Source organism: Mycobacterium sp., assembly GCF_044370595.1.
Taxonomy (GTDB): Bacteria; Actinomycetota; Actinomycetes; order Mycobacteriales; family Mycobacteriaceae; genus Mycobacterium.
The window spans coordinates 20,639-43,870 of record NZ_JBILVF010000008.1 but is presented as its reverse complement, the minus strand read 5'-3'; the positions used below and the strand labels follow the sequence as shown (position 1 = coordinate 43,870).

Below are 23,232 nucleotides of genomic sequence, written 5' to 3'. Positions count from 1 at the left end.
CGGGCCTACTCGCCCACGGTCGGCGCCGGGGCCGTCAGTATTTCGGCGTCCACCCCGATCACCTCGGCGACCGCCGCCACGCTGACCGGTCCCTCCCGCAGGACACGCGGCGTGGCACCGGTGAGGTCGACGATGGTCGACGCGGCCTGCTGCTGCGCCTGCCCGCCATCGAGATAGACGTCGACGAGGCCACCCAGCTGGTGCTGGGCCTCTTCGGCGGTGGTGGCCGCCGGCTGCCCGGAGATGTTGGCGCTGGAGACCGCCAGCGGACCCGTTTCCCGCAGCAGTTCGAGGGCCACCGGATGCAGGGGCATGCGCAGCATCACGGTGCCCCGGGCGTCGCCGAGATCCCACCGCAACGACGGAGCCTGTTGCACCACCAGGCTCAGCGCGCCGGGCCAGAAGGCGCGGATGAGTTCCCGGGCGGCGTCGGGCACGTAGTACACCAGACCCTCAATGGTGTGCCAGGAGCCGACCAGCACACCGACCGGCATATCCCGGCCGCGACCCTTGGCCGCGAGCAGGGCGGCGACGGCCTGGCTGTCGAAGGCGTCCGCGGCGATGCCATAGACGGTGTCGGTGGGCATCACGACCAGTCGCCCGCTCTTGAGGGCCGCGGCCGCCGCCGTGATGGCCTCGGCCCGGTTCTCCGGGTTGCGGCAGTCCAGGAACTGGGTCATCGGGCGCGCCGAGCCGTCACGAACCGCGGTCTGCCGGTGAGGTCGCGGTGGGCGGTCACCTCGGTGAAGGCGCCGACACCCTCGACGGTCGCCACACACGCCGCCGAGGTGGTGTCGTCGTGTTCGACGGCCAGCAGACCGTCGGCTTTGAGCCAGTCCGCGGCGCGGTGGACGACCGGGGTGATCACCGACATCCCATCGTCGCCGCCGAACAAGGCGCGCGCCGGATCATGCCGGGACACCTCGGGGTCGAGGACGGCGCCGCGCGGAATGTAAGGCGGATTGGCCACCACAAGGTCGACGGTACCGATCAATTCGGGCAGCAGGCGAGGATCGGTGGCGTCGCCGGTGATCAGTTGCACCGTCGTCGTTGCGGCGTTGCGGCGGGCGTACTCCAGCGCCGCGGGATCGTCGTCCACACCGATCACCGTGGCACCGGGGAGGTGGGCGGCCAGCGCGATGGCCAGCGCCCCGGATCCAGTGCAGAGGTCGACGATGACCGGATTGTCCGGAAGAGCTTGCCTCAGCGACCATTCCAGCAGCGCCTCGGTCTCCGGGCGCGGAATGAACACACCGGGCCCGACCTGCAGCTGCACCGGACCGAATGCCGTCGTCCCGGTGATGTGTTGCAGCGGAACGCGTTTGGCCCGCTCAGCGACAGCCTCCTGGAAGCGCTCCAGGAATTCGGGGGTGGTCCGTTCCAGTAGTGTCAGCCGCCCGCGCTCGGTGCCGGCCGCGTGCGCGGCCAGCAGTTCGGCATCGGTGCGGGCGGTGTCGATGCCGGCCTGGGCCAGGATGTCAGCAGCCACGGCGATGGCGGCGCGGAGTTGATGGCGGCTCATGCCTGCTCTAGCCGCGACTGCTTGTCGGCGGCTGCCAGCGCGTCGAGCAGTGCGTCGAGATCGCCGTCGAGGACCTGATCGAGATTGTGGGCTTTGAAGTTGATCCGGTGATCGGCGATCCGATTCTCCGGGAAGTTGTAGGTGCGGATCCGCTCGGAGCGGTCCACGGTGCGGATCTGACTCGCCCGGTCGGCCGAGGCGTCGGCTTGAGCCTGGTCCTCGGCGAGTGCCTGCAGTCGGGCGGCCAGCACCTGCATGGCTCGGGCTTTGTTCTGCAGTTGGGAGCGTTCGTTCTGACAGGTGACGACGATGCCGGTCGGCAGGTGGGTGATCCGGACCGCCGAGTCGGTGGTGTTGACGCCCTGACCGCCCTTGCCCGAGGAGCGGTAGACGTCGATACGCAGATCGGACTCGTCGATCTGCACCTCTTCGACCTCTTCGGGCTCGGGGTAAACCAGCACCCCGGCCGCCGAGGTGTGCACCCGGCCCTGGGACTCGGTCACCGGTACCCGCTGCACCCGGTGCACGCCGCCCTCCCATTTCAGCCGCGACCACACACCGTCGGGCGAGTCACTCTTGCTGGCAATGGAGATCGTCGCCTCTTTGTAGCCGCCGAGGTCGGAGAATGTCTCGTCGAGGACCGTCACCGCCCACCCGCGCCGTTCGGCGTACCGGATGTACATCCGGGCCAGGTCGGCGGCGAACAACGCCGACTCCTCGCCGCCCTCCCCGGACTTGACCTCCAGCACGATGTCGTCGGGGTCGTGCGGATCACGCGGTGCCAGCATGTCGGTCAGTTGGTCGTCGAGTTCGGCCACCCGGGCTTGAAGTTCGGTGACCTCGGCGGCGAAGGACGAGTCGTCGGCGACCAACTCGCGGGCCGCCTCAAGATCCCCGCGCGCCGCCTCAAGTTTGCGGTAGGTGGCCACGATCGGCGCCAACTGGGAGAACCGCCGGCCTACCCGCCGGGCATTCCCGGCGTCGCTGTGCAATTCGGGATCGGAGAGTTGTCGTTCTAGGTCGGCGTGCTCGGACACGATGGCGTCGATCGCAACAGCGGGGGCGCTCAGCGTCATCGTTGGTCCTTTGCCCGTCGGTATTGCCTGTGCCGTAATGCACACCGACGCCCGTCCTGTCGTGGAAACGGCAGACGGGCGTCGCCTGGGCAACTACTTGTCGGTGGCCTCACCGGACTTGTCCGCGGCGGCGCCGGCACGTTTCCCGTAGCGCTTCTCGAAACGGGCCACCCGGCCGCCGCTGTCGAGAATCTTCTGCTTACCGGTGTAGAAGGGATGGCACTGCGAGCACACCTCGACCACGATGTGGCCGCTCTCCTTGGTGCTGCGAGTGGTGAAGCTGTTGCCACAGCCGCAGACCACGGTGGTCTCGACGTAGGCGGGGTGAATGCCGGTTTTCATAGGTCCTCTTCTGTTCTGGTCGCCGGGTCGCCCGGGTTGCGGACGTGAACCGGTACCTGAGGTGATTCGCCCCCAAGTATGCCAGTCGGGCCCGCACCGGCCCAAACCGGCCCGAGTCGGCCCGAGCAGGGGTTTCGGGGCAGGACAGGCCGGGTATTCCGAGGTAGGCGGCATCCTGCCGGTCGGCCTCCCCTGGTCGGGAACGGTGCCCACCCCGCCGGTGACCCCTTGGTCACCAGGCCTGCGGTGAGCGGCGAGCGTCAACTGTCCATGCCGTCTTCGATCGCCGCGTCGCAGCCTGCGACGCGGCGATCAACGTTGCCGGTAGCCGGGGGTTTCGCGGCCAAACCGCTCCCACAGCACGCCGTCCGGTACATCGGTGGCCTGCGCGCTCAGTTGTCGCTTGACGATTTTGTTGGTCGCTGTCAGCGGAAGATCGCCGGCGATCCAGACGAAGCGGGGCCACGCCTTCGGCGACAGGTCCGGTTGGGCCACCAGGAATTCCCCGAACTGCTCGGGCAACAGCGTTGCACCCTCGCGCAGAACCAGAGCGGCCATCACCGCATCCCCGGCCAGTTCGTCGGGCACCGCATATACCGCTACCCGGCTCACCCGATCCAGTCGGTGCAGAATCCTCTCGATCGGCGCGCAGGCCAGGTTCTCACCATCGACACGCAGCCACTCACCGGTTCGCCCGGCGAAATAGATCCAGCCGTCGGCATCGCGGTAGCCGAGGTCACCGGACCAGTACATGCCGCCGCGCAATCGCTCGCGGGTGGCCTCGGCGTCGTTGTAGTAGCCGCTGAACAACCCGGCGCCGTGGGTGTTGACGATTTCGCCGATGGCCTCATCAGGGTTGAGCAGCACTCCGCCCGCGCCAAACCGCGCGGGTGGGCACTCGGTGCCGGTGTGCGGGTCATAGATGGCCACACCGGGGAAGCCGCGGCCCACCGAGCCGGGCGGGCAGTCCCCGTCGCGGGCGATGATCACCGAACCCTCGGTGGATCCGAATCCGTCCCAGACCGTGCAGCCGAACCGGCGGCCGAATTCGGCGACGTCGCGTTCGCCGGCTTCGTTGCCGAACGCCACCCGCAGCGGGTTGTCGGCGTCGTCGGGCTGTTCCGGGGTGGCCAGCACATAGGCCAGTGGCTTGCCGACGTAGTTCAGGTAGGTGGCGCCGTAGCGGCGCAGGTCGGCAAGCAAGCCGGAGGCCGAGAACGCAGCGGGTGCCATGGCGGCGCCGGCGCACAGCGCCACCGCCCACCCGGCAAGCAGCGCATTGGAGTGGAACAGCGGCATGGACAGATAGCAGACGTCGGTTGCGGTGAGCGAAAAGCGTTGCACCAGTGCGCTTCCCGAGAACGGGATCATCATGTGCGCCACCTGCACGGCCTTCGGCTCGCCGCTGGTGCCGGAGGTGAAGATCAGCATGAAGGTGTCGGTCGGGGCGGGCTCCGCGTGCGGGCGCAGGTCGCCGCTTGAGGCCAGCAGCGTTGTCCACGCGTCGGAGTCGACGTCGAGTACCTGCACGCCCGGTAGCTCGAGGCCGGCGAGCAACCCGCGGTGCGCGGTGTCGGTCAGCACGATCTGACAGTCAGCCCGGGCGATATCCCGGGCCAGCGCCGCACCGCGGCGGGTGTTGTTGATACCGGCCAGCACATAGCCGCCCAGACCCGCGGCGGCCAGTGCGGTGAGCATCGCCGGGGTGTTTCCCAGCAGGGTGCCTACGTGCAGGGGCCGACGGGGGTCGGCGAGGGAGATGAGGGCGGCGGCTTGGCGGGCCGCATCGTCGAGGTACTGCGCCCACGTCCAGACCCGGTCGCCGTACTTGACTGCGGGTGCGTCGTCGGTGAGGCGCTCACGCAGCAGCTTCTGGACGGTCTCCGCCACCTGACCTCCGGTGATTTGGGTGCGCAAACAGGCGCCCAGCGCACGTTAGCGCACCGAAATGGCGAGCCAGGTCAGTCGTCGTTGTCCATCGCGCCCGGCGCGGTCTTGGAGACCTGGACCAGGAACTCGTAGTTGTTCTTGGTTTTGCGCAGCTGGCTCATCAGCAGGTCGATGGCCTGATGGCTGTCCAGACCGGAGAGCACCCGGCGCAGCTTGTGCACGATCGCGAACTCGTCCGGGGACAGCAGCAGTTCGTCCTTGCGGGTGCCCGAGGGGTTGACGTCGACGGCCGGGAACACCCGGCGTTCGGCGATCTTGCGGTCCAGCTTGAGCTCGGCGTTACCGGTGCCCTTGAACTCCTCGAAGATCACCGTGTCGCCGGTGGAGCCGGTCTCGACCATCGCGGTGGCGATGATGGTCAGCGAACCGCCGTTCTCGATATTGCGGGCCGCACCGAGGAACCGTTTGGGCGGGTACAGCGCGGTGGAGTCCACACCGCCGGACAGGATGCGCCCAGACGCCGGCGAGGCGTTGTTGTAGGCGCGACCGAGGCGGGTGATGGAGTCGAGCAGCACCACGACGTCCTTGCCCTGCTCGACGAGGCGCTTGGCCCGCTCGATGGCCAGCTCAGCGGCCTGGGTGTGGTCCGACGGCGGCCGGTCGAAGGTCGAGGCGATGACCTCACCCTTGACCGAGCGCTGCATATCGGTGACTTCTTCGGGCCGCTCGTCGACGAGCACGACCATCAGGTGGCACTCCGGGTTGTTGCGGGTGATCGCGTTGGCGATGTCCTGCATGATCGTGGTCTTGCCGGCTTTGGGCGGCGAGACGATCAGCGCGCGCTGTCCCTTGCCGATCGGCATGATGAGGTCGATGACCCGGGTGGTGAGCTTCTCGGTGGTGGTCTCCAGGCGCAGCCGCTGGTTGGGGTACAGCGGGGTGAGCTTGCCGAATTCCGGGCGGTTGCGTGCCGCCTCGACGGGGCCGCCGTTGACGCTGTCCAGACGCACCAGCGGGTTGAACTTCTGGCGCTGGTTCTGGTTGCCGCCGCCGTCGCCCTCGCGCGGCACCCGCACCGCACCGGTGACGGCGTCGCCGCGGCGAAGGCCGTTCTTGCGGACCATGTTCATCGAGACGTAGACGTCGTTGGGCCCGGCCAGGTAGCCGGAGGTCCGCACGAAGGCGTAGTTGTCGAGGACGTCGAGGATGCCGGCGACCGGTTGGACGACGTCGTCCTCGCGCAGTTCGGTCTCTCCGCCGCCCTCGCCACCGGGCCGATCAGCGCGGCGGCGGCGGTCCCGAAACCGGCGGCCGCGCCGCCCACCGCGGCCTTCGCCGTCGTCTCCCGGTGGACCGCCCTGATGGCCGCCGGCGCCGGCTTCCGCGCCGCCCTGCTCACCGACTTGCGCTTCGGCCGGGGCGGGCTCTGCTGCCGTACCGGTGCCGTCGACCTGCGCCGACGATGCGTCATCGGTGCGGCGCGGCTTGTCGTGGCGGGTTTGGGCATCCTGCTGCTCGGCAGATTCGGGTTGCGAGTGGCCACCGTTATGGGACCCGCGGATCTCTGTGATCGCGGCGATCAGTTCGTTCTTCCGCATGCCCGATGTCCCTTTGACGCCGACCTGACTGGCAAGGGCGCGTAACTCGGGGAGCACCATGGTGGCCAGCGAGCCTCCCGCAGAACCCCTGGAGTCATTGGAAGCTTCAGCGGGTTCTTGCGCCGGGTTCTCCGAACTGGCAGAGGCGTCGTCGACCGCGATGAGGTCCGTATCCGTCACGGATTTCCTTTCTCTCCCCCGCGTTCTCATCTCACGGGGGTTTCCGGCGTTCAGCCGATTCGCTGAACGCGAAGTCTCACCTCAATCGGTGTCTGTGGGTGCCGGGCTGAGGCCAGCAGGCCAACCGTTCAGTCCACTGAATTACACACTCAAAAGTTTGGTGATCGTCCTAGTGTCGGCGCAGTACCTACGCTGCAGTTGCTGGACGCTTCTGAGAATAACCCGCTTCCCAGTTCGAGGCAAGAAAGCCTCACCTGCATTTCTCCTGCGCGCCGACGGCGACGTCGGCGCTCCACCGCACCGGCTGCCCGACGCCAACCTCCGCGGTGGCAAACCCGTGCTCGGCGGCAAAACCGCGAACCTCGTCCGGCAGGTCGGCCCCGTCGGTGAGGGCCAATACCGACGGCCCGGCCCCGGAAAGCACCGCCGCTATCCCGTGATTGCGCAGAAGCTGCAGGTACTGGGCTGATTCCGGCATGGCCGGGCCGCGTTGGGGCTGATGCAGTTGGTCCTCGGTCGACGGCATCAGCAGATCAGGGCGCTCCGTGAGTGCGAGGACCAGCAAAGCGACACGGCTGACGTTGAAGCGCGCCGCCTGATGACTGACCTGCGCCGGCAGCAGCACCCGGGTCTCCGCGGTCGACGAACGCACCTCCGGAATACCCGCAAACAACCGGATGTCGGGGTGTAGCCGCAAGGGTGCGGCGAAGTAGCCGGGTGCCTCGATGCCGATACCGGCACCACCGGGGCCGGGGTCCTGTGTCCAGGACACCACCGCACCGCCGAGCACCGAGGCCGAGGCGTTGTCGGGGTGTCCCTCGAATTCACCAGACAACTGAATCAGTTGCTGCGGGGTCAGTGGCGTCAAGTCGGTCTGCGCCACAAGGGCATTGGCGGCCGCCAGCCCGCCGACAACGGCGGCAGCCGATGAACCCAGCCCGCGGGAATGCGGAATCATGTTGCGGCAGTGGACTTTCAGGCCGTGCACTTGAACACCGGCTGCCTGCAAACCTCGGCGGATCGCGACTGCCACCAGGTTGTCGCCGCCGGTGGGAACCTGGCCCTGCCCCTCCCCTTCGACTGTGACAATCGTTGGGCCGGTCGTTGTTTCGACCACAATGTCGTCGTAGAGCGCCAACGCCAGACCCAGACTGTCGAACCCCGGACCGAGGTTGGCACTGGAGGCAGCCACGGTGGAACTGCCGGTCATGCCAGCCGGCAGCAGCACAGTCAACTCCGATCCCACTCGACTCAGCCCAAGCCCAGAGCGGCCACCACCGCGGCCGGATCGACCGGAACCGGAGTCACGGTCGGCATATCGCGCAGCGCGGTGTCGGGGTCTTTGAGTCCGTGGCCGGTGACCGTGCACACCACCGTCGAACCGGGCCGCACCCAGCCGTCCTCGGCCGCCTTGAGCAGGCCGGCGACGCTGGCGGCCGACGCCGGTTCGACGAAGATTCCCTCCTCGCGGGCCAGCAGGTGATAAGCCGCCAGCAGATCGTCATCGGTGGCAGCCAGGAACCGCCCGCCGGACTCCTGCTGGGCGGCCATCGCGCCGTCCCAGGAAGCCGGGGAGCCGATCCGGATCGCGGTGGCCAGGGTCTCGGGCTTGCTCACCGGGTGGCCCAGCACCAGCGGGGCGGCGCCGGCGGCCTGGGTTCCCAGCATCCGGGGCAGGCCTTCGCAGAGCCCGTCGCGGTGGTACTCGGTATAGCCCTTCCAGTACGCGGTGATGTTCCCGGCATTGCCGACCGGCAGGGCGTGGATGTCGGGGGCGTAGCCCAGGACGTCGACGATCTCGAAGGCCGCCGTCTTCTGACCCTCGATGCGGACCGGGTTGACGCTGTTGACCAGCGAGATGGTCGGGTAGTCGGCGGTCAGCTTGCGGGCCAGTTCCAGGCAGTCGTCGAAGTTGCCGTCGATCTGAATGATCTTGGCCCCGTGCATCACCGCCTGCGCCAGCTTGCCCATCGCGATCTTGCCCTGCGGGATCAGCACCGCGCAGGTGATGCCCGCGCGGGCCGCATAGGCGGCGGCCGACGCCGAGGTGTTTCCGGTGGAGGCGCACAGCACCGCCTGCTTTCCGGTGGCGACCGCCTCGGTGACCGCCATCGTCATTCCGCGGTCCTTGAACGAACCGGTGGGATTGAGTCCCTCCACCTTGATATGCACTGTGCAGCCGGTCTTCTCGGACAGTCGGGGGGCCGGTACCAGTGGGGTTCCGCCCTCCTTCAGTGTCACCGCCGTCCAGTCCGCAGCCATCGGCAACCGGTCACGGTAGGCCTCGATCAGTCCCGGCCAGGAGCATCCGACGCGGCCACGGCAGTCCGCAAACCCGCGCAAACGCCGCTCATCGGTCATTCGGCGGTCCCCTCCAGGCGCAGCACGCTGGTGACCTCGTCCACGACATCCAGGCCGGCCAACGCGGCCACTGTGTCCGACAGTGCCGAGTCAGTCGCGCGGTGGGTGACGACGACGATCCGGGCATCCTCACCGACGAGACCATCCTGGCGCAACTCCGCGATGCTGACCTCGCGTCGCCCGAATTCGGTTGCCACCGCGGCCAATACACCTGGGCGATCCTTGACGGTCATGCTGACGTAGTAGCGGGTCGGGATGATGCCAATCGGCGCGATCGGCAATTGCGCATAGCGCGACTCGCGCGGTCCGCGGCCGCCGTGCACCCGGTTGCGCGCGGCCATCACCACATCACCCATGACGGCTGAGGCGGTCGGATTACCCCCGGCGCCCTGGCCGTAGAACATCAGCCGGCCGGCCGCCTCGGCTTCGACCACCACGGCGTTGAACGCCCCGTTGACGGTGGCGAGGGGATGCTCCAGGGGTACCAGCGCCGGATAGACCCGAGCCGACACCCGTTGCTGCCCATCGTCATTGATCCGCTCACAGATGGCCAGCAGCTTGATTGTGCAGCCCAGCGCACGCGCCGCATCGAAGTCGGCGGGTGAGACCTTGGTGATGCCCTCCCGGTAGACGTCGTCGGCGGTCACCCGGGTGTGGAAGGCGATGGAGGCCAGGATTGCCGCCTTGGCGGCCGCGTCGTAACCCTCGACGTCGGCGGTGGGGTCGGCCTCGGCGTAGCCCAGCGCGCTGGCGTCGACCAGGGCCGAGGCGTAATCGGCTCCGGTGGAGGCCATCTCGGAAAGGATGTAGTTGGTGGTGCCGTTGACGATGCCGGCCACCCGCACCACGGTGTCACCGGCCAGCGACTGGGTCAGTGGGCGGATCACCGGAATGGCTCCGGCCACCGCGGCCTCGAAGTAGAGGTCGACGCGGGCACGTTCGGCCGCCTCGGCCAGTTCGCCGGTGGACTGGGCCAGCAGCGCCTTGTTCGCCGTGACCACCGACTTGCCGTGCTCCAGGGCGGTCAGGATGGCTTTGCGCGCCGGTTCGACCGGCCCCATCACCTCCACCACGATGTCGACGTCTTCCCGGGACACCAGATCCTCGACGTTGTCGGTCAACATCTGCATCGGAACGCCGCGGCCGCCGTCCACCCGGCGGACCGCCACACCCCGCAACTCCAGTGGCGCTCCGATCCGGGCGGCCAGGTCGGCGGCACTCTCATCGATGATGCGGACCACTTCGCGTCCGACGTTGCCCAGGCCCAGCACCGCGACCCCGATCGGCTTCGCAGAACTCGTGTTCGTCACCGCACCTCCAGACTGAGTAGATCGTCCATCGTCTCCCGGCGCAGCACCAAACGGGCGCGACCGTCGCGGACGGCGACCACCGCCGGTCGGCCCACCAGGTTGTACCGACTGGACATGGAATAGCAGTAGGCCCCGGTGGCCGCCACCGCGAGCAGGTCCCCGGGAGTCACGTCGTCGGGTACCCACGCGTCGCGGACGACGATGTCGCCGCTTTCGCAGTGCTTTCCGACGATGCGGGCCAGCGTGGGCGCTGCCGAACTGGCCCGCGACACCAGGCGGACGTCGTAAGTGGCACCGTAGAGGGAGGTGCGGATGTTGTCGCTCATACCGCCGTCCACGCTGATGTAGCGCCGGTGCGCGGTAGCGCTGACGGCGACGTCCTTGACGGTGCCGACCTCATAGAGCGTGATGGTTCCGGGGCCGGCGATCGCCCGACCGGGTTCCACCACCAGCCGCGGCGCCGGCAGCCCCACCGCGGCGGACTCGGCCCGCACGATGGCCGTCAGCTTGGCCGCGAGGTCGCCGACCGGCGGCGGATCATCGGCGGGCAGATAGGCGATCCCCAGACCGCCGCCGAGGTCCACCGTGGCGATCTGGGAGGTTTTGGCCACCCCGAATTCGGCGACGATGTCGCGCAGCAGTCCGATGATCCGGCGGGCGGCGAGTTCGAAACCGTCGACGTCGAAAATCTGTGATCCGATGTGGCTGTGCAGGCCCACCAGGCGCAGATTGTGCGCCGCGAAGACCTTGCGCACCGCGTCCATCGCCTGGCCGGCGGCCAGGGACAGTCCGAACTTCTGGTCCTCGTGGGCGGTGGCGATGAACTCGTGGGTATGGGCCTCGACCCCGACAGTCACCCGAACCATGACGTTCTGCACCACGCCGGCCTCACCGGCGACGGCGTCGAGACGGTCGATCTCGGTGATCGAGTCGACCACCACGTAACCGATGCCGGCTTTGACAGCCGCGGTGAGTTCGTCGACGGATTTGTTGTTGCCGTGCAGGGCGATCCGCTCGGCCGGAAATCCGGCGTGCAGGGCGACCGCCAGTTCGCCGCCGGTGGCGACGTCGAGGGACAGACCCTCCTGCGCGACCCACCGCGCGATCTCGCCACACAGGAAGGCTTTGGCGGCGTAGTGCACGTTGCCGCCGCCGCCGAACGCCGCGGCCATCTCACGGCAGCGGCCCCGGAAGTCGTCCTCGTCGATGACGAACAGCGGGGTGCCGTACTGCCCGGCCAAGTCGGTCACCGCGAGACCGGCCACCTGCACCTGTCCGTCGTCGGCACGAAACACGTTACGGGGCCATACATTCGGCGGTAGACCCAGTAGATCGTCGGCGCCCTGCGGCCGGGGCGGGGCGTCGGTGTGCTTGATCTCCTCGGCATGCCGGGGTCCGGCCGGATGGACGTTCACATCCGCTCCGGGGCGGTTACGCCGAGGATTCCCAGGCCGTTCCCGATCACCTGCCGGGTGGCCTCGCACAACGCAAGCCGGGCCTGATGAAGGTTCCCCTGTGCTTCATCGCCCATCGGCAGCACCCGGCAGGAGTCGTAGAAGCGGTGGTAGTCGGCGGCCAGGTCCTCCAGGTAGCGACACACCCGATGCGGTTCACGCAAGGTGGCCGCCGATTGCAGCACCCGCGGGAACTCGCCGAGGTTGCGGATCAGGGTGCCCTCTTTGTCGTGGCTGAGTAGGTCCAGGTGCCCGGCGTCAGGTGAAAGGCCCAGTTCAGCGGCGTTGCGGGCCAGCGCGCACAGCCGGGCGTGCGCGTATTGCACGTAGTAGACCGGGTTTTCGTTCGACGCCGCGGACCATAGCGCCAGGTCGATGTCGATCGGGGTGTCCACCGAGGAACGGATCAGGGCATAGCGGGCGGCGTCGACGCCGATCGCCTCGACCAGATCGTCCAGGGTGATCACGGTGCCGGCCCGCTTGCTCATCCGGACCGGCGCTCCGTCTCGGACCAGGTTCACCATCTGCCCGATCAGAACCTCCACGGTGTCGGGGTCCTCGCCCAAAGCCGCCGCGGCGGCCTTGAGTCGGGCGATGTATCCGTGGTGGTCGGCACCGAGCATGTAGATGCACAGGTCGAAACCGCGCTGCCGCTTGTCCAGGTAGTAGGCGAGATCAGCGGCGATGTAGGCGGGCTGACCGTCGCTCTTGATGACCACGCGGTCCTTGTCGTCACCGAATTCGGTGGTGCGCAACCACGTTGCGCCGTCCTTCTCATAGATCGCGCCGTTCTGACGGAGCTTGGTGATGGCCTGCTCGACCCGGCCAGTGGTGTGCATCGAGTCTTCGTGGGTGTAAACGTCGAAATCGGTGCCGAAGTCGTGCAGGGAGGACTTGATGTGGTCGAACATCAACTCCACACCGATCTCCCGGAAAGTCTCGCGTTGCTCGGCTTCGGGCAGGCTCAACGCATCGGGTGCCTTGGCCAGCACCTGGTCGGCGATGTCGCTGATGTAGGCGCCGGCGTAGCCGTCCTCGGGAGCGGGCTGGCCGTTGGCGGCGGCGATCAGGGAGGTGACGAACCGGTCGATCTGGGCGCCGTGGTCGTTGAAGTAGTACTCCCGGACCACTGCCGCGCCCTGGGTGCTCAGCAGGCGGCCCAGTGCGTCACCGACCGCGGCCCACCGGGTGCCGCCGATGTGGATCGGGCCGGTCGGGTTGGCCGAGACGAACTCCAGGTTGATCAGGCGGCCGTCGAGGAGATCGGAGTTGCCGTAGCCGTCCTGGGCGGTCAGCACGTCGCTGACGATGACACCCTGCGCGGAGGTCTCGATGCGCAGGTTGACAAAGCCCGGGCCGGCGACGTCGGCGGCGGCGATGCCCTCAGCGCCGGACAGCGCCGCAGCCAGCCAAGCGGCCAGGTCCCGCGGGTTGGCACCGACCTTCTTGGCCACCTGAAGGGCAAGGTTGGTGGCGTAGTCGCCGTGCTCAGGATTGCGTGGCCGCTCGACGGTCACCGTCGCCGGGAGTGCGGCGGGATCCAGACCGTGCTCGGCCAGCACCGCAGCGGCGGTACGGCGCAGCAGTTCGGCGAGATCGGCGGGGGTCACGGGGGTTTATCCTATGCGTTAGGCTGGGGCCGCCCGACGGCGCAGCATGTGCGCCCCCGTAGCTCAGGGGATAGAGCGTCTGCCTCCGGAGCAGAAGGCCGCAGGTTCGAATCCTGCCGGGGGCACCCTCTGACCAGCACGCAACGAGTCCGTTCATGATTTGCGCAACTGGGAGCTCGGGAATCGGTACTGCACCACGAGATTGGGTCATCGCCGCGGCCACCGGGATCCTGTTCATCGCGGTGGCCTTCGTGGGCGCCGACAAGCCCCCGCCGCCTGGATTCGCCGTCGTCGCGATCATGGCCGCTGCCCTGACCGCGCTCGTGGCTTTCGCCTTGCCGCGGTGGCGCGCGACCAAGGCCCTCCCCGAACGCGGCAAAGCGCCCGGCCCGGCGGTGCAAGGGGCCCTGGTCGGCACAGCGCTGTGGGCCGCCGCCGTGCTGCTGCCCTTCACGGGAGAGCCGACGATAAACCCTGGATTCGCCGACTACGTGATCGGCGCGGCCCTGGCGGCCTCGCTCGGAGCCGTCGTAGCGGCGCTACTCGCGCGGCTGGCCTGAGCAACGGCAGTTGGACACCACACCGGTCATCGACCGCACCGACGCCGGAATCGGAGTCGCGGGGTCGCAGTCCGGTGCCGGCAGCGGGGTGCCGTAGTGCATGGCGACGGGAACCACACCGGCCCATCCACCCGCGGCGACATCCTCCTCGCTGTCCTCCGGCCAGCCGTCGCCGATCTTCACCGACCAGTTGTCCGCACCGATCGGCAGCGTCAACGCCAGGGTGGCGGCTAGTTCGCGGGGGGTGCTGGCCCGCAGTTCCGCCGACCGGCCGGGGATGAAGGTGTCGGTGAGCGCCTGCAGGTAACCCACCCGGGCGTCGTCGGCTACCGGGCGGAAGGCTCCGAACAGCACTGCACTGCGATAACGGAACGACGACTCGAACCCGCTGCGTGCCACGACAACTCCGTCTATGACCGATGCGCACACCGAAACCGGTGCGCCGCCGGCCAATTCCCGCAGCCATGGCGATCCGGTTGACCCGTGGATCACCAGTTCATCCCCAATTCGCGCACCGCCGACCGGCAGGGCGACCGGATGACCGTCGCGGACGAAAGCCACTGTCACTAGCGGGGTGGCGTCGAGCACGGCATCGAGTTTCGCGCGCTCGGTGGCCTGCCTCTCAGCAAGGCGGGAGACGGCAGTCGACGGATGCAGCATCGCTTCAGCGTCGCATGTCAGCCGACCCGACGCAGCGCCTCCGGTGTCAGGTCCTTCAGGGTGGGGTAGCCGTCGATGGCCATGATGAGGTCGGCCTCGGCCAGCACCGACCGCAGGACGTGCACGATGCCGTCGGTTCCGGCCAGTGCGGCCCCGTAGGAGTACGGGCGGCCGATGCCGACCGCTGATGCACCCAGCGCCAGTGCCTTGACGACATCGGCGCCGGACCGCACACCGGAGTCGAACAGCACCGGCACCTCGCCGCTGGCCGCAACCACATCGGGTAGACAGTCGATAGCGGGCAGGCCGCCGTTGGCCTGTCGGCCACCGTGGTTGGAGCAGTAGATGCCGTCGACACCGGCGTCGACGGCACGGCGCGCATCCTCTGAGTGACAGATGCCTTTGAGGATCAGCGGCAGCGACGTGATCGACCGAAGCCAACCTAAGTCGTTCCAGGTCAGAGAATTCCCGAAGATGCTGACCCAGTGCATGACGGCATTGCGCGGGTCGGCGTCGACATCGGCGTCGACCTTGGCCCGGAAAACCGGATCGCTGATGTAGTTGGCCAGGCACAGCCCGCGCAACTGCGGGAAGTTCGCCGTGGACAGGTCCCGGGGTCGCCAGCCGGGAATCCAGGTGTCCAGGGTCACCACGATTCCGGCGTAACCCGCCGCCTCGGCCCGATGCACAAGACTTTCGGCCAGTTCGCGGTCTGTGGGCGTATAGAGCTGGAAAAAGCCTGGGGTGTCGCCGAATTCGGATGCGACATCCTCCAGGGGGTCCATCGTGAGAGTCGACACGCACAGCGGGACGCCGGTGCGGGCGGCCGCTCGGGCGGCGGCCAGGTCTCCGTGGTGGTCACGGGTGCACAGGCCGATCACCCCGATGGGCGCCATGAATACCGGCGCAGGCCAGCGCCTCCCCCACAATTCGACGGACAGGTCGCGCTCGGTGGCGCCGACCAGCATCCGCGGGATCAAACCCCAGCGGTGAAAGGCGGTCGCGTTGGACCGCTGGGTGAGTTCATCGCCGGCACCGCCGGCGACGTAGGACCAGATCGACGGCGGCAGAGCCTGTTCGGCGCGAGCTTGGAGTTCCTCGAATGCCATCGGCAGGGTGGGCAGCACACCGGTCAGACCCTGAAGGTAGATCTCCAGTTGGTAGTTGCCGAAGCTCATTGGAATCCCCTTGTCTTGGAACCGAAGTTGCTGGCGACGTCGGCAGCCCGACGCAACTGGTCGAGGTCAGAACTGGTCGGGATGAGGTGAATCTCGCTGGTGCCGATGGCGGCGAAGCCGCGCAACACCTCGGCGAGTTGTTCCTCGGTGCCGGCGAAGGCGGTACTGGGCGCCATCGCGTCGACGATCTCGGAGGGAATCCAGTTCATGTAGTGGCGCAGGTGACGGTGGATCTGGGCACGGGCGTCGTCGGGTTCGCCGAAGGCGAACCAGAACGAGGTAGCCAAATGCGGCGCCGGCTTGCCCGCTTCCGCCCAGGCGGAACGGCCCACGTCGAACAGCCGATTCTGTTCGGCGACGTCCAGATTGAGGGTGATACCGGCCAGACCATCGGCCCACTGCGCGGCACTGCGCAGCGTCTTGGGACCGACGGTGCCCACCAGCAGTCGCGGCCCGGCGTGCTGCACAGGCGAGGGACCCACTGGTACAACGGATTCGGTGAGTTTCTCCCCCGCCCATACTCTCTTCATGATGGCGACCCGGTCGGCCATCTCCCGCATGGTCTGGGTCGACGGATCAGCCCCCACAGCCCGGTAATCCTCGTGTCGGCCGCCGACTCCAACGCCGACGGTGAGCCTGCCCCCACTCAGCATGTCGCCGGTGGCCAACGACTTGGCCAGCAGCACCGGATCATGCAGTTGCGGCACCACCACCGTGGTGATCAGTGGGACCCGATCGGTCCAGGCCGCCAGGGCGCCCAGCAGTGTCAGGGCCTCGGGGTTGGTGAAGGCGATGCGCTCACCCCAGCACAGCGATGAGAACGGGCCCTGGTCGATGCCGGTCGCCCACTGCCGCAGAAGCGCCGCGTCGAGATCGGCCTCCATCACCGGCATTGTCATGCCTATCTGCATCTAGGCGATTCTGGCATATCGATCGTTTACCCCTTACGGGCCCGCACCGGGGCGGTTGGCGGTGGCGTGAAGAACTGACCACGCAGGCTGCCCCGGGCGGTGCGCACTGCGACTAACAACCATGTGCCGATCAGGCAGGCGTAGGCGATCAGCGCGACCGCCTTGAATACAGGCAAGCCGGTGTGTACCGCCAATTGCGTTGTGCCGGTGACGAATGTCCCAACCGGAAAGGTCAAGCTCCACCAGGTCAGGGCGAAGGGCATGCCGCGACGGAGGGTACGAACGGTCAGTGCGGTGGCCAACGCGATCCACAACACGGCGAAGCCCCAGACCGGCACGCCGTACAAGACCGCGAAGGTGTTCATCGCTTGAGCGGTGACCGGGTCGACGGCCAGCGCGGCGTTGAGTCCGAGCAGGCCGGCCGCGGTGATCGACTGGCCCAGTGGCCCGAGCACGATCCACAGGGTCGGTACCCGGGCAGTACCCGAGGTTCCGTACAACGCCAGCCGACTCCAGATCATCGAGATGATGATCAGGGCGGCGAGCAGAGACATCCCGAACATTGCCCAGCAGCCGTAAAGCAAGGTCTGGCGGGCCACCCCGGCGGGCGTGTGTGCAATCAGCAGGGATCCGGCGGCGGCGGCCACCATCGGCGGGACCACGGGCATCAGCCAACCGCCGAAGGCCGCATCGGGTTCCACGTCATGCTGGGTGAACATCAGAAACGGGATCGTCACCGCGGTGAACAAACCCCCGATGGTGCCGGCGACCCACAGCGCCCAACTCAGGGTGACGGCGGCTTGTTCGCCGATCAGGGGGCCGCCGAGCAGGATCGCGCCGATGCCCACCGTGAGCAGGGCCATCGGCGCGGCGCCGTAGAAGTGGGCCATCTGCGGATTGCGGGCGTGGCTGCGCGCCGTCCGCGGGTGGCGAACCCAGTGACCACCGATGATGGCGACCAACGTGATGAGCATGACGGCAGCGACCACCCAGACCACCCGGGCGAAGGTCTGCAGACCCGGAATATGCACAGGCAGCGTCGCTGCCGCATTGGCAACGATGCCGGTGCCCATCACCGAGGCGAACCAGTTCGGCCCCAGGGTGCCGAGCTTTTCGACCCGGGAGTCCACTGCGCTCACGCCGTCCCGGTCGGGCTGCGGCGGCCGCGCCGACCTTCCTGACCGAGGTAGTCCCGCGCCATTCGGCTGACGTGCGGTGGCAGGACACCGCCGACGACGTCGGCCAAGGTGGTCTCCTCCAGAACCGACCGCATACTGGCGCGCAGCGCCCGCCACAGATCGGTCAATGCGGCGGTGGGACCCGAGTAGGGCAAATCGCCGAGTCCGATATCGCGGACGCTGGCCAGCGGTCCGTCGATGCAGCGCAGCACATCGGCGATGCTGATCTGGTCGGCCGGACGGGCCAGTATGTAGCCGCCGTCGCGGCCGCGGTGGCTGCGGACCAGCCGGTCGGCCCGCAGATCGGAGAGGATATCGACTAGGAACTGCGGCGGAATGCCCTGGGCCTTGGCGAGGTCGTCGGTCTTGACCAACACACCGGGGGCCACCGACGCCAGGTGCGTCATGGCACGGACGGCGTACTCCGCTTTGGCCGACATCCGCATGAGCCGGATTCTGCCAGCTTGCCGGTCGGCGCCGCCTGCCTACCGGATCGCGCGGCCGGCGGGCTCCCCACCGGTTCGCCCGGCCGGGTCGGCGTCTTGCCGCGGGGGCTGGTGCGCCTTGCTCTGAAGTGCCTCGGCGGCTTCGGCGGGCTCATCGGCCTCGGCGGCGGGCCGCAGCGGGAGTGCCGACGGGAACTCGGCGGCCGGATCTTCACTCTCGGCGAGCTCTTCGGGAGCGTCCCGGGGGACGTCCCGGGGGGCGTCCTGGGGGACGTCCTGGGGATCCTGGGGGGCGTCGACGTCACGGGCGGCGTCGAGGTCTTCGTGGAGGGCGTCGGCCCGGTCTGCGGCGCCACGGGTGCGCCGATCCGCCAGCGGTGAGGCCGCGTCGAGGTCCTCGGTCGCTGTCGCACGGGTGTTCTCGCCGGAGGATTGGGTCGGCTCCTCGGTCACCGCGCCGGACACCGGCGGGGTGATCGACGGGGGGACGATCGACGGGGGGACGATCGACGGGGGGACGATCGGGGGCGGAGCAATCAGCGGCAGCTGGGCGATGACAGTACGAATGCCATCGCCGATCACCGCTCCGGTACGCGGCAAAACGGCAATCACCGACACGGTGCCGTCGATTATCAGCCCGATGCCATCTCCGACCGACCCGACAACGGCACCCATGACGGGGAAATACTCGGTGGCCAGGGCCGCACCGGCGGCGAACGCCGCGGCGATGGCCCGAACGTCGCCGGCGTGGCTGACGTCGGCCAGGATCTCGGTGAGCGCTTGCGCCACCACCGGCCCCAGATCGCCAGGGTCGGCCACCGGCGCCGTGGGCGTCGGCCAGGGCAGCGCCGCAGGGTCCATTGCCGCAGGGTCGATCGCCGCACCGGGGGGCTCTACGGGAACGTACGGATAGGACGTCGAGGTCAGCGCCGGATCGGCGATGACCCGAGCCCCCGTCGTGAAGGCGTGCAGGATCGCGTTCTTGCCCAGGTAAGCGGCATCAGCAACGATCACCCGGACCAAGTCGGTCAGGACAGCGAGCGGATTGGTCGACGCGGCCGGCTCGGGGCCGACGGCTCGGATGAAGTCCTCATCGAGCATTGCGATGGCCGCCTCGCGATGACCGTCGTCGGTGAGGGTGGCCGACAGTTCGCGAGCCGATATCTGGACATCAGCGCGGGGCACGACGACGGGGTTGGAAACCACCACAGCGGCGGCTCCCAGAGCCACCCCCGCCGTGAGGATCGGACCGAACGCCCAGGGCACGCGCGCACACCACCTTGTCTCGGAAGGTTACGTATTGTCTGAGAAACCTCAAGAATAGCTGAGAATTGCCTGAGGGGGAAATCCGGGGCGAACCTGACGCGCCCCGGCCCTAACCGTCCGCCAGTGCCGCGAGCACCGCGTCGGCGTAGTTCGGCCGGCAGACCAGCAGATCCGGAAGCAGGGGGTCGGCCCGGTTGTAGCTCAGTGGCGTGCCGTCGATCCGGGAGGTGTGCAGGCCCGCCGCCCGGGCGACCGCGACCGGTGCCGCCGAATCCCACTCGTACTGCCCACCGGCGTGCACGTAGACCTCTGCGCGGCCCTGGACCACCGCACAGACCTTCGCCCCCGCCGATCCCATCTCGACCAGCGTGCCGCCCAACTGGTCACAGACCCGTCGTGCCACAGCAGGCGGCCGGGTCCTGGATACCAGGATCCGCGGCGTGGTCGGCGGCGGAGGGGGAACCGGCACCGCCGGGGTCGCCAACGTCAGACCCTGGGCGGGCAGCGCCACCGCGCCCGCGGTCAGATCGCCGTCGCACCACAGCGCAACGTGGACCGCCCAGTCGTCGCGGCCGAGTTCAGAGAACTCGCGGGTGCCGTCAAGTGGGTCGACGATCCAGACCCGGCTCGACCGCAACCGGGCGATGTCGTCGCTGCCCTCCTCGCTGAGCACCGCGTCGGCGGGCCGTGCCCGGTGCAGCTCACCCATGAGAAATTCGTGGGAACGCTTGTCGCCTTGAGCCTTTCGCTCCGCCGCCGGCGCTTCGGCCAGTTCGGCACGCACGTCAAGCAACAACCGACCCGCCTCGGTCGCCAATCGGGCAGCCAGTTCGTGGTCGTTCACGCCCGCAATTCCAACAGTTCGACGACCTGCCGGGCAAGTTCTGCGACCGTGCGATCGGGAGTCAGTCGCAGGTCCGGATTACGGGGCCGCTGATAGGGGCTGTCGATGCCGGTGAAGTGGGTGATTTCGCCACGCCGGGCCTTGGCGTACAGGCCCTTGGGATCCCGGCTTTCACAGTCTTCCAGCGGGGTGTCGACGAACACCTCGAAGAATTCGATGCCGGCGACGGCGTGCACGGCGCGCGCCAGTTCGCGATGCTCACGCAACGGACTGATGGCCGGAACCAGCACCGTCAATCCCGCGTCGGCCATCAGGGTCGCCACATGGGCCAGGCGGCGCAGATTCTCGGCACGGTCGGCCATGGCGAAACCCAGGTCGGCGTTGAGTCCGTGGCGCAGGTTGTCGCCGTCCAGAATGTAAGCGGGGCAGCCCTGTTCGAGCAGCATCTGTTCGGCGACCACGGCTATCGAGGACTTACCCGAGCCCGACAATCCGGTGAACCAGACGGTCCGGCCCTTGGTCAGACGGTCGCTGACCAGCGACTGGTGGCGCACGGTGTTGGGTGAGGCACTTCTGTTGGCCGCCGGCGCGGTGTCGCGCACCATGCCGGCGGCGACGGTGACGTTGGTGTCCGGGTCGATCAGGATGAACGATCCGGTGGCCGCGTTGCGGGTGTACTCGTCGAGCAGCAACGGAACCTGGGTGCGCAGGGTCACCCGGCCAAGTTCGTTGAGCTTCAACGCCGTTGCGCTTTTGTCGCGGTGCAGGGTGTTGACGTCAAGGCGGTAGTCCAGCGCACTCACCCGGGCTCGGGTGGTCCGGGTGGTGTGTTTGATGACGTAGTCGCGTCCGGGCTCCAGCGTGGCGTCGTCGGCCATCCAGCAGACTGTAGCGTCGAATTCGCTGCTGGCTTCGGGCTGGTTGTTCGGCCGGGCCAGCATGTCGCCGCGAGAAATGTCAACGTCATCAGCGAGACTGACCGACACCGCCATCGGCGGAAACGCTTCGGCCACCGGGCCGGCCGGTCCCTCGATGGCGGTGATGCGACTGGTCTTTCCGTTCGGCAGCACCACGACCTCGTCGCCGGGGCGCAGGATGCCGCTGGCGACCGTTCCCGCGTAGCTGCGGTGATCGGCATGCTTGCGGGTCTGCGGGCGGATGACGTACTGCACCGGGAACCGGACGTCGACGAGGTTGCGGTCACCGGCGATGTAGACGTCCTCGAGATGGCGCAGCAGGGGCGGCCCGTCGTACCACGGCGCTTTATCGGACTTGGTCACCACGTTGTCTCCGTTGAGCGCCGACATCGGGATGGTGGTGACGTCGTGGACGTCAAGGCGTGCCGCGAAGGCGTGGAACTCGTCGCGGATCCATTCGAACCGCTCCTGATCCCAGCCGATCAGGTCCATCTTGTTGACGGCCAGCACAATGTGCTGCACACCGAGAAGTGAGGCCAGGAAGGCGTGCCGGCGGGACTGTTCCAGCAGACCGTTGCGGGCATCGACGAGGACGATCACCAGCTGGGCCGTGGAGGCACCAGTGACCATGTTGCGGGTGTACTGGATGTGTCCGGGGGTGTCGGCGATGATGAATTTCCGCCTGGCCGTAGCGAAGTAGCGGTAGGCCACGTCGATGGTGATGCCCTGTTCGCGCTCCGAGCGCAGCCCGTCGGTGACCAGCGCCAGGTCGGTGTAGTCGTTGCCCCGCTCGCGGGAGGTGCGCTCCACGGCGGCCAACTGATCCTCCATGACGGCCTTGGAGTCATACAGCAGACGGCCGATCAGCGTGGATTTGCCGTCATCGACGGAACCGGCGGTTGCCAGCCTCAGCAGGGTGGTGGCTGAGGGCGGGAGCGAAGCGACCCGGGAATCGGATTCAGCCATCAGAAGTACCCCTCGCGCTTGCGGTCTTCCATGCCGGCCTCGGAGATGCGGTCGTCGGCGCGGGTGGCACCGCGTTCGGTGAGCCGGGACACCGCGGTCTCGGCGATCACCTCAAGCACTGTGGCGGCCTCGGACTCCACGCAGCCAGTGCAGGTGACATCACCGACGGTGCGGAACCGAACTGAGGTTTCCACGATCTCCTCGCCGTCGGCGGGCTGCATGAACTCATGGACGGCCAGCAACATTCCGTCCCGGCGGAACACCGGCCTGCGGTGGGCGAAGTAGATCGCCGGCAGGCGGATGTCCTCGGCGCCGATGTAGGCCCAGATGTCGTATTCGGTCCAGTTGGACAGCGGAAAGACCCGGATGTGCTCACCCTTGCGGTGCCGGCCGTTGTAGAGGTTCCACAGTTCGGGCCGCTGTGCCTTGGGGTCCCACTGGCCGAATTCGTCCCGGAAGCTGAAGACGCGCTCCTTGGCGCGGGCCTTCTCCTCGTCGCGGCGGGCCCCACCGAATGCGGCATCGAAGCGGTTCGCCCGGATCGCGCGCAGCAGGGTCACGGTCTGCAACGGGTTGCGCGACGGGCCGTTGTCCACCACCCGGCCGGCGTCGATGTCGTCCTGCACTTTGGCCACCACCAGTCGAAGGCCGTGGCGGTCGACCAGTTCGTCGCGGGTGGCCAGCACCTCATCGAAGTTGTGGCCGGTGTCGACATGCATGATCGGGAACGGCAACCGGGCGGGGGCGAACGCCTTGATGGCCAGGTGCAGCATGACGATCGAGTCCTTGCCACCGGAGAACAACAGCACCGGACGCTCGAACTCGGCGGCCACCTCGCGGATGATGTGAATGGCCTCGGCCTCCAATGAGCGCAGATGGCTCAATTCGTACTGCCCGGCTCGGGGCTGGGCGACCGCGGTCTCGACCATACTTCCTCGTTAAGTTGGTAGATTTGACCAGATT

General features: G+C 68.0%; 21 protein-coding genes and 1 tRNA gene. 2 read left to right on the top strand and 20 right to left on the bottom strand.

What is annotated here, in order from left to right; all coding sequences use genetic code 11:
- Positions 1 to 5: 5 nt before the first annotated feature.
- From ADBZ5N_RS02345 to argS, 11 genes are all read right to left on the bottom strand, one after another.
- On the bottom strand, positions 6 to 680 hold the full coding sequence (locus ADBZ5N_RS02345) for an L-threonylcarbamoyladenylate synthase (RefSeq protein ID WP_526255876.1): 675 nt from the start codon (positions 678 to 680) through the stop codon (positions 6 to 8).
- Positions 677 to 1,522, bottom strand: coding sequence for a peptide chain release factor N(5)-glutamine methyltransferase (gene prmC, locus ADBZ5N_RS02340; protein ID WP_526255875.1), 846 nt, complete (start codon positions 1,520 to 1,522; stop codon positions 677 to 679). Before prmC ends, ADBZ5N_RS02345 begins: the two co-directional genes overlap by 4 nt.
- The gene (gene prfA / locus ADBZ5N_RS02335) at positions 1,519 to 2,598 is read right to left on the bottom strand and encodes a peptide chain release factor 1 (RefSeq protein WP_526255874.1); all 1,080 of its coding nucleotides are present in this window, start codon (positions 2,596 to 2,598) and stop codon (positions 1,519 to 1,521) included. The genes prmC and prfA overlap by 4 nt, the downstream gene beginning before the upstream one ends.
- 93 nt (positions 2,599 to 2,691) lie before the next feature.
- The gene (gene rpmE / locus ADBZ5N_RS02330) at positions 2,692 to 2,940 is read right to left on the bottom strand and encodes a 50S ribosomal protein L31 (RefSeq protein WP_526255873.1); all 249 of its coding nucleotides are present in this window, start codon (positions 2,938 to 2,940) and stop codon (positions 2,692 to 2,694) included.
- 312 nt (positions 2,941 to 3,252) lie between these two features.
- Positions 3,253 to 4,830, bottom strand: coding sequence for a fatty-acid--CoA ligase FadD1 (gene fadD1, locus ADBZ5N_RS02325; protein ID WP_526255872.1), 1,578 nt, complete (start codon positions 4,828 to 4,830; stop codon positions 3,253 to 3,255).
- Positions 4,831 to 4,901: 71 nt separating this feature from the next.
- Positions 4,902 to 6,608: a transcription termination factor Rho gene (gene rho, locus ADBZ5N_RS02320; RefSeq protein WP_526255871.1), complete on the bottom strand. Its 1,707-nt coding sequence runs from the start codon at positions 6,606 to 6,608 to the stop codon at positions 4,902 to 4,904.
- A gap of 250 nt (positions 6,609 to 6,858) precedes the next feature.
- The gene (thrB, locus tag ADBZ5N_RS02315) at positions 6,859 to 7,818 is read right to left on the bottom strand and encodes a homoserine kinase (protein ID WP_526255890.1); all 960 of its coding nucleotides are present in this window, start codon (positions 7,816 to 7,818) and stop codon (positions 6,859 to 6,861) included.
- Between the two features lie 41 nt (positions 7,819 to 7,859).
- Positions 7,860 to 8,969, bottom strand: coding sequence for a threonine synthase (thrC, locus tag ADBZ5N_RS02310; RefSeq protein ID WP_526255870.1), 1,110 nt, complete (start codon positions 8,967 to 8,969; stop codon positions 7,860 to 7,862).
- Complete coding sequence (locus ADBZ5N_RS02305) at positions 8,966 to 10,279, bottom strand: homoserine dehydrogenase (RefSeq protein WP_526255869.1); 1,314 nt, start codon at positions 10,277 to 10,279, stop codon at positions 8,966 to 8,968. The genes thrC and ADBZ5N_RS02305 overlap by 4 nt, the downstream gene beginning before the upstream one ends.
- On the bottom strand, positions 10,276 to 11,655 hold the full coding sequence (lysA, locus tag ADBZ5N_RS02300; protein ID WP_526255889.1) for a diaminopimelate decarboxylase: 1,380 nt from the start codon (positions 11,653 to 11,655) through the stop codon (positions 10,276 to 10,278). Before lysA ends, ADBZ5N_RS02305 begins: the two co-directional genes overlap by 4 nt.
- A 35-nt stretch (positions 11,656 to 11,690) precedes the next feature.
- The gene (gene argS / locus ADBZ5N_RS02295) at positions 11,691 to 13,343 is read right to left on the bottom strand and encodes an arginine--tRNA ligase (protein WP_526255868.1); all 1,653 of its coding nucleotides are present in this window, start codon (positions 13,341 to 13,343) and stop codon (positions 11,691 to 11,693) included.
- A 52-nt stretch (positions 13,344 to 13,395) separates the two neighbouring features.
- Between argS and ADBZ5N_RS02290 the strand changes: the two genes are divergently transcribed.
- Positions 13,396 to 13,468 (top strand) — tRNA-Arg (locus ADBZ5N_RS02290).
- A 30-nt stretch (positions 13,469 to 13,498) separates the two neighbouring features.
- Positions 13,499 to 13,903: a hypothetical protein gene (locus tag ADBZ5N_RS02285; RefSeq protein ID WP_526255867.1), complete on the top strand. Its 405-nt coding sequence runs from the start codon at positions 13,499 to 13,501 to the stop codon at positions 13,901 to 13,903.
- Here ADBZ5N_RS02285 and ADBZ5N_RS02280 read toward each other — a convergent pair.
- The 9 genes from ADBZ5N_RS02280 to cysD all read right to left on the bottom strand — a co-directional run bounded on the left by ADBZ5N_RS02280 (position 13,883) and on the right by cysD (position 23,198).
- Positions 13,883 to 14,563: a pyridoxamine 5'-phosphate oxidase family protein gene (locus tag ADBZ5N_RS02280; protein ID WP_526255866.1), complete on the bottom strand. Its 681-nt coding sequence runs from the start codon at positions 14,561 to 14,563 to the stop codon at positions 13,883 to 13,885. The two genes, ADBZ5N_RS02285 and ADBZ5N_RS02280, sit on opposite strands and share 21 nt — an antisense overlap.
- A gap of 17 nt (positions 14,564 to 14,580) precedes the next feature.
- Entirely contained in the window at positions 14,581 to 15,741 is a 1,161-nt protein-coding gene (locus ADBZ5N_RS02275) for an alpha-hydroxy-acid oxidizing protein (protein WP_526255865.1), read from the bottom strand.
- Positions 15,738 to 16,652, bottom strand: a complete 915-nt coding sequence (locus tag ADBZ5N_RS02270; protein WP_526255864.1) for an LLM class flavin-dependent oxidoreductase — start codon at positions 16,650 to 16,652, stop codon at positions 15,738 to 15,740. Before ADBZ5N_RS02270 ends, ADBZ5N_RS02275 begins: the two co-directional genes overlap by 4 nt.
- A gap of 26 nt (positions 16,653 to 16,678) precedes the next feature.
- Positions 16,679 to 17,791: a TDT family transporter gene (locus tag ADBZ5N_RS02265; RefSeq protein ID WP_526255863.1), complete on the bottom strand. Its 1,113-nt coding sequence runs from the start codon at positions 17,789 to 17,791 to the stop codon at positions 16,679 to 16,681.
- The gene (locus tag ADBZ5N_RS02260; RefSeq protein WP_526255862.1) at positions 17,788 to 18,276 is read right to left on the bottom strand and encodes an Rrf2 family transcriptional regulator; all 489 of its coding nucleotides are present in this window, start codon (positions 18,274 to 18,276) and stop codon (positions 17,788 to 17,790) included. The genes ADBZ5N_RS02265 and ADBZ5N_RS02260 overlap by 4 nt, the downstream gene beginning before the upstream one ends.
- 39 nt (positions 18,277 to 18,315) lie before the next feature.
- Entirely contained in the window at positions 18,316 to 19,542 is a 1,227-nt protein-coding gene (locus tag ADBZ5N_RS02255) for a hypothetical protein (RefSeq protein WP_526255861.1), read from the bottom strand.
- A 109-nt stretch (positions 19,543 to 19,651) separates the two neighbouring features.
- Positions 19,652 to 20,386, bottom strand: a complete 735-nt coding sequence (locus ADBZ5N_RS02250; protein ID WP_526255860.1) for a 3'(2'),5'-bisphosphate nucleotidase CysQ — start codon at positions 20,384 to 20,386, stop codon at positions 19,652 to 19,654.
- Entirely contained in the window at positions 20,383 to 22,269 is a 1,887-nt protein-coding gene (cysN, locus tag ADBZ5N_RS02245; protein ID WP_526255859.1) for a sulfate adenylyltransferase subunit CysN, read from the bottom strand. Before cysN ends, ADBZ5N_RS02250 begins: the two co-directional genes overlap by 4 nt.
- Complete coding sequence (cysD, locus tag ADBZ5N_RS02240) at positions 22,269 to 23,198, bottom strand: sulfate adenylyltransferase subunit CysD (protein WP_526255858.1); 930 nt, start codon at positions 23,196 to 23,198, stop codon at positions 22,269 to 22,271. The genes cysN and cysD overlap by 1 nt, the downstream gene beginning before the upstream one ends.
- Positions 23,199 to 23,232: the final 34 nt, after the last annotated feature.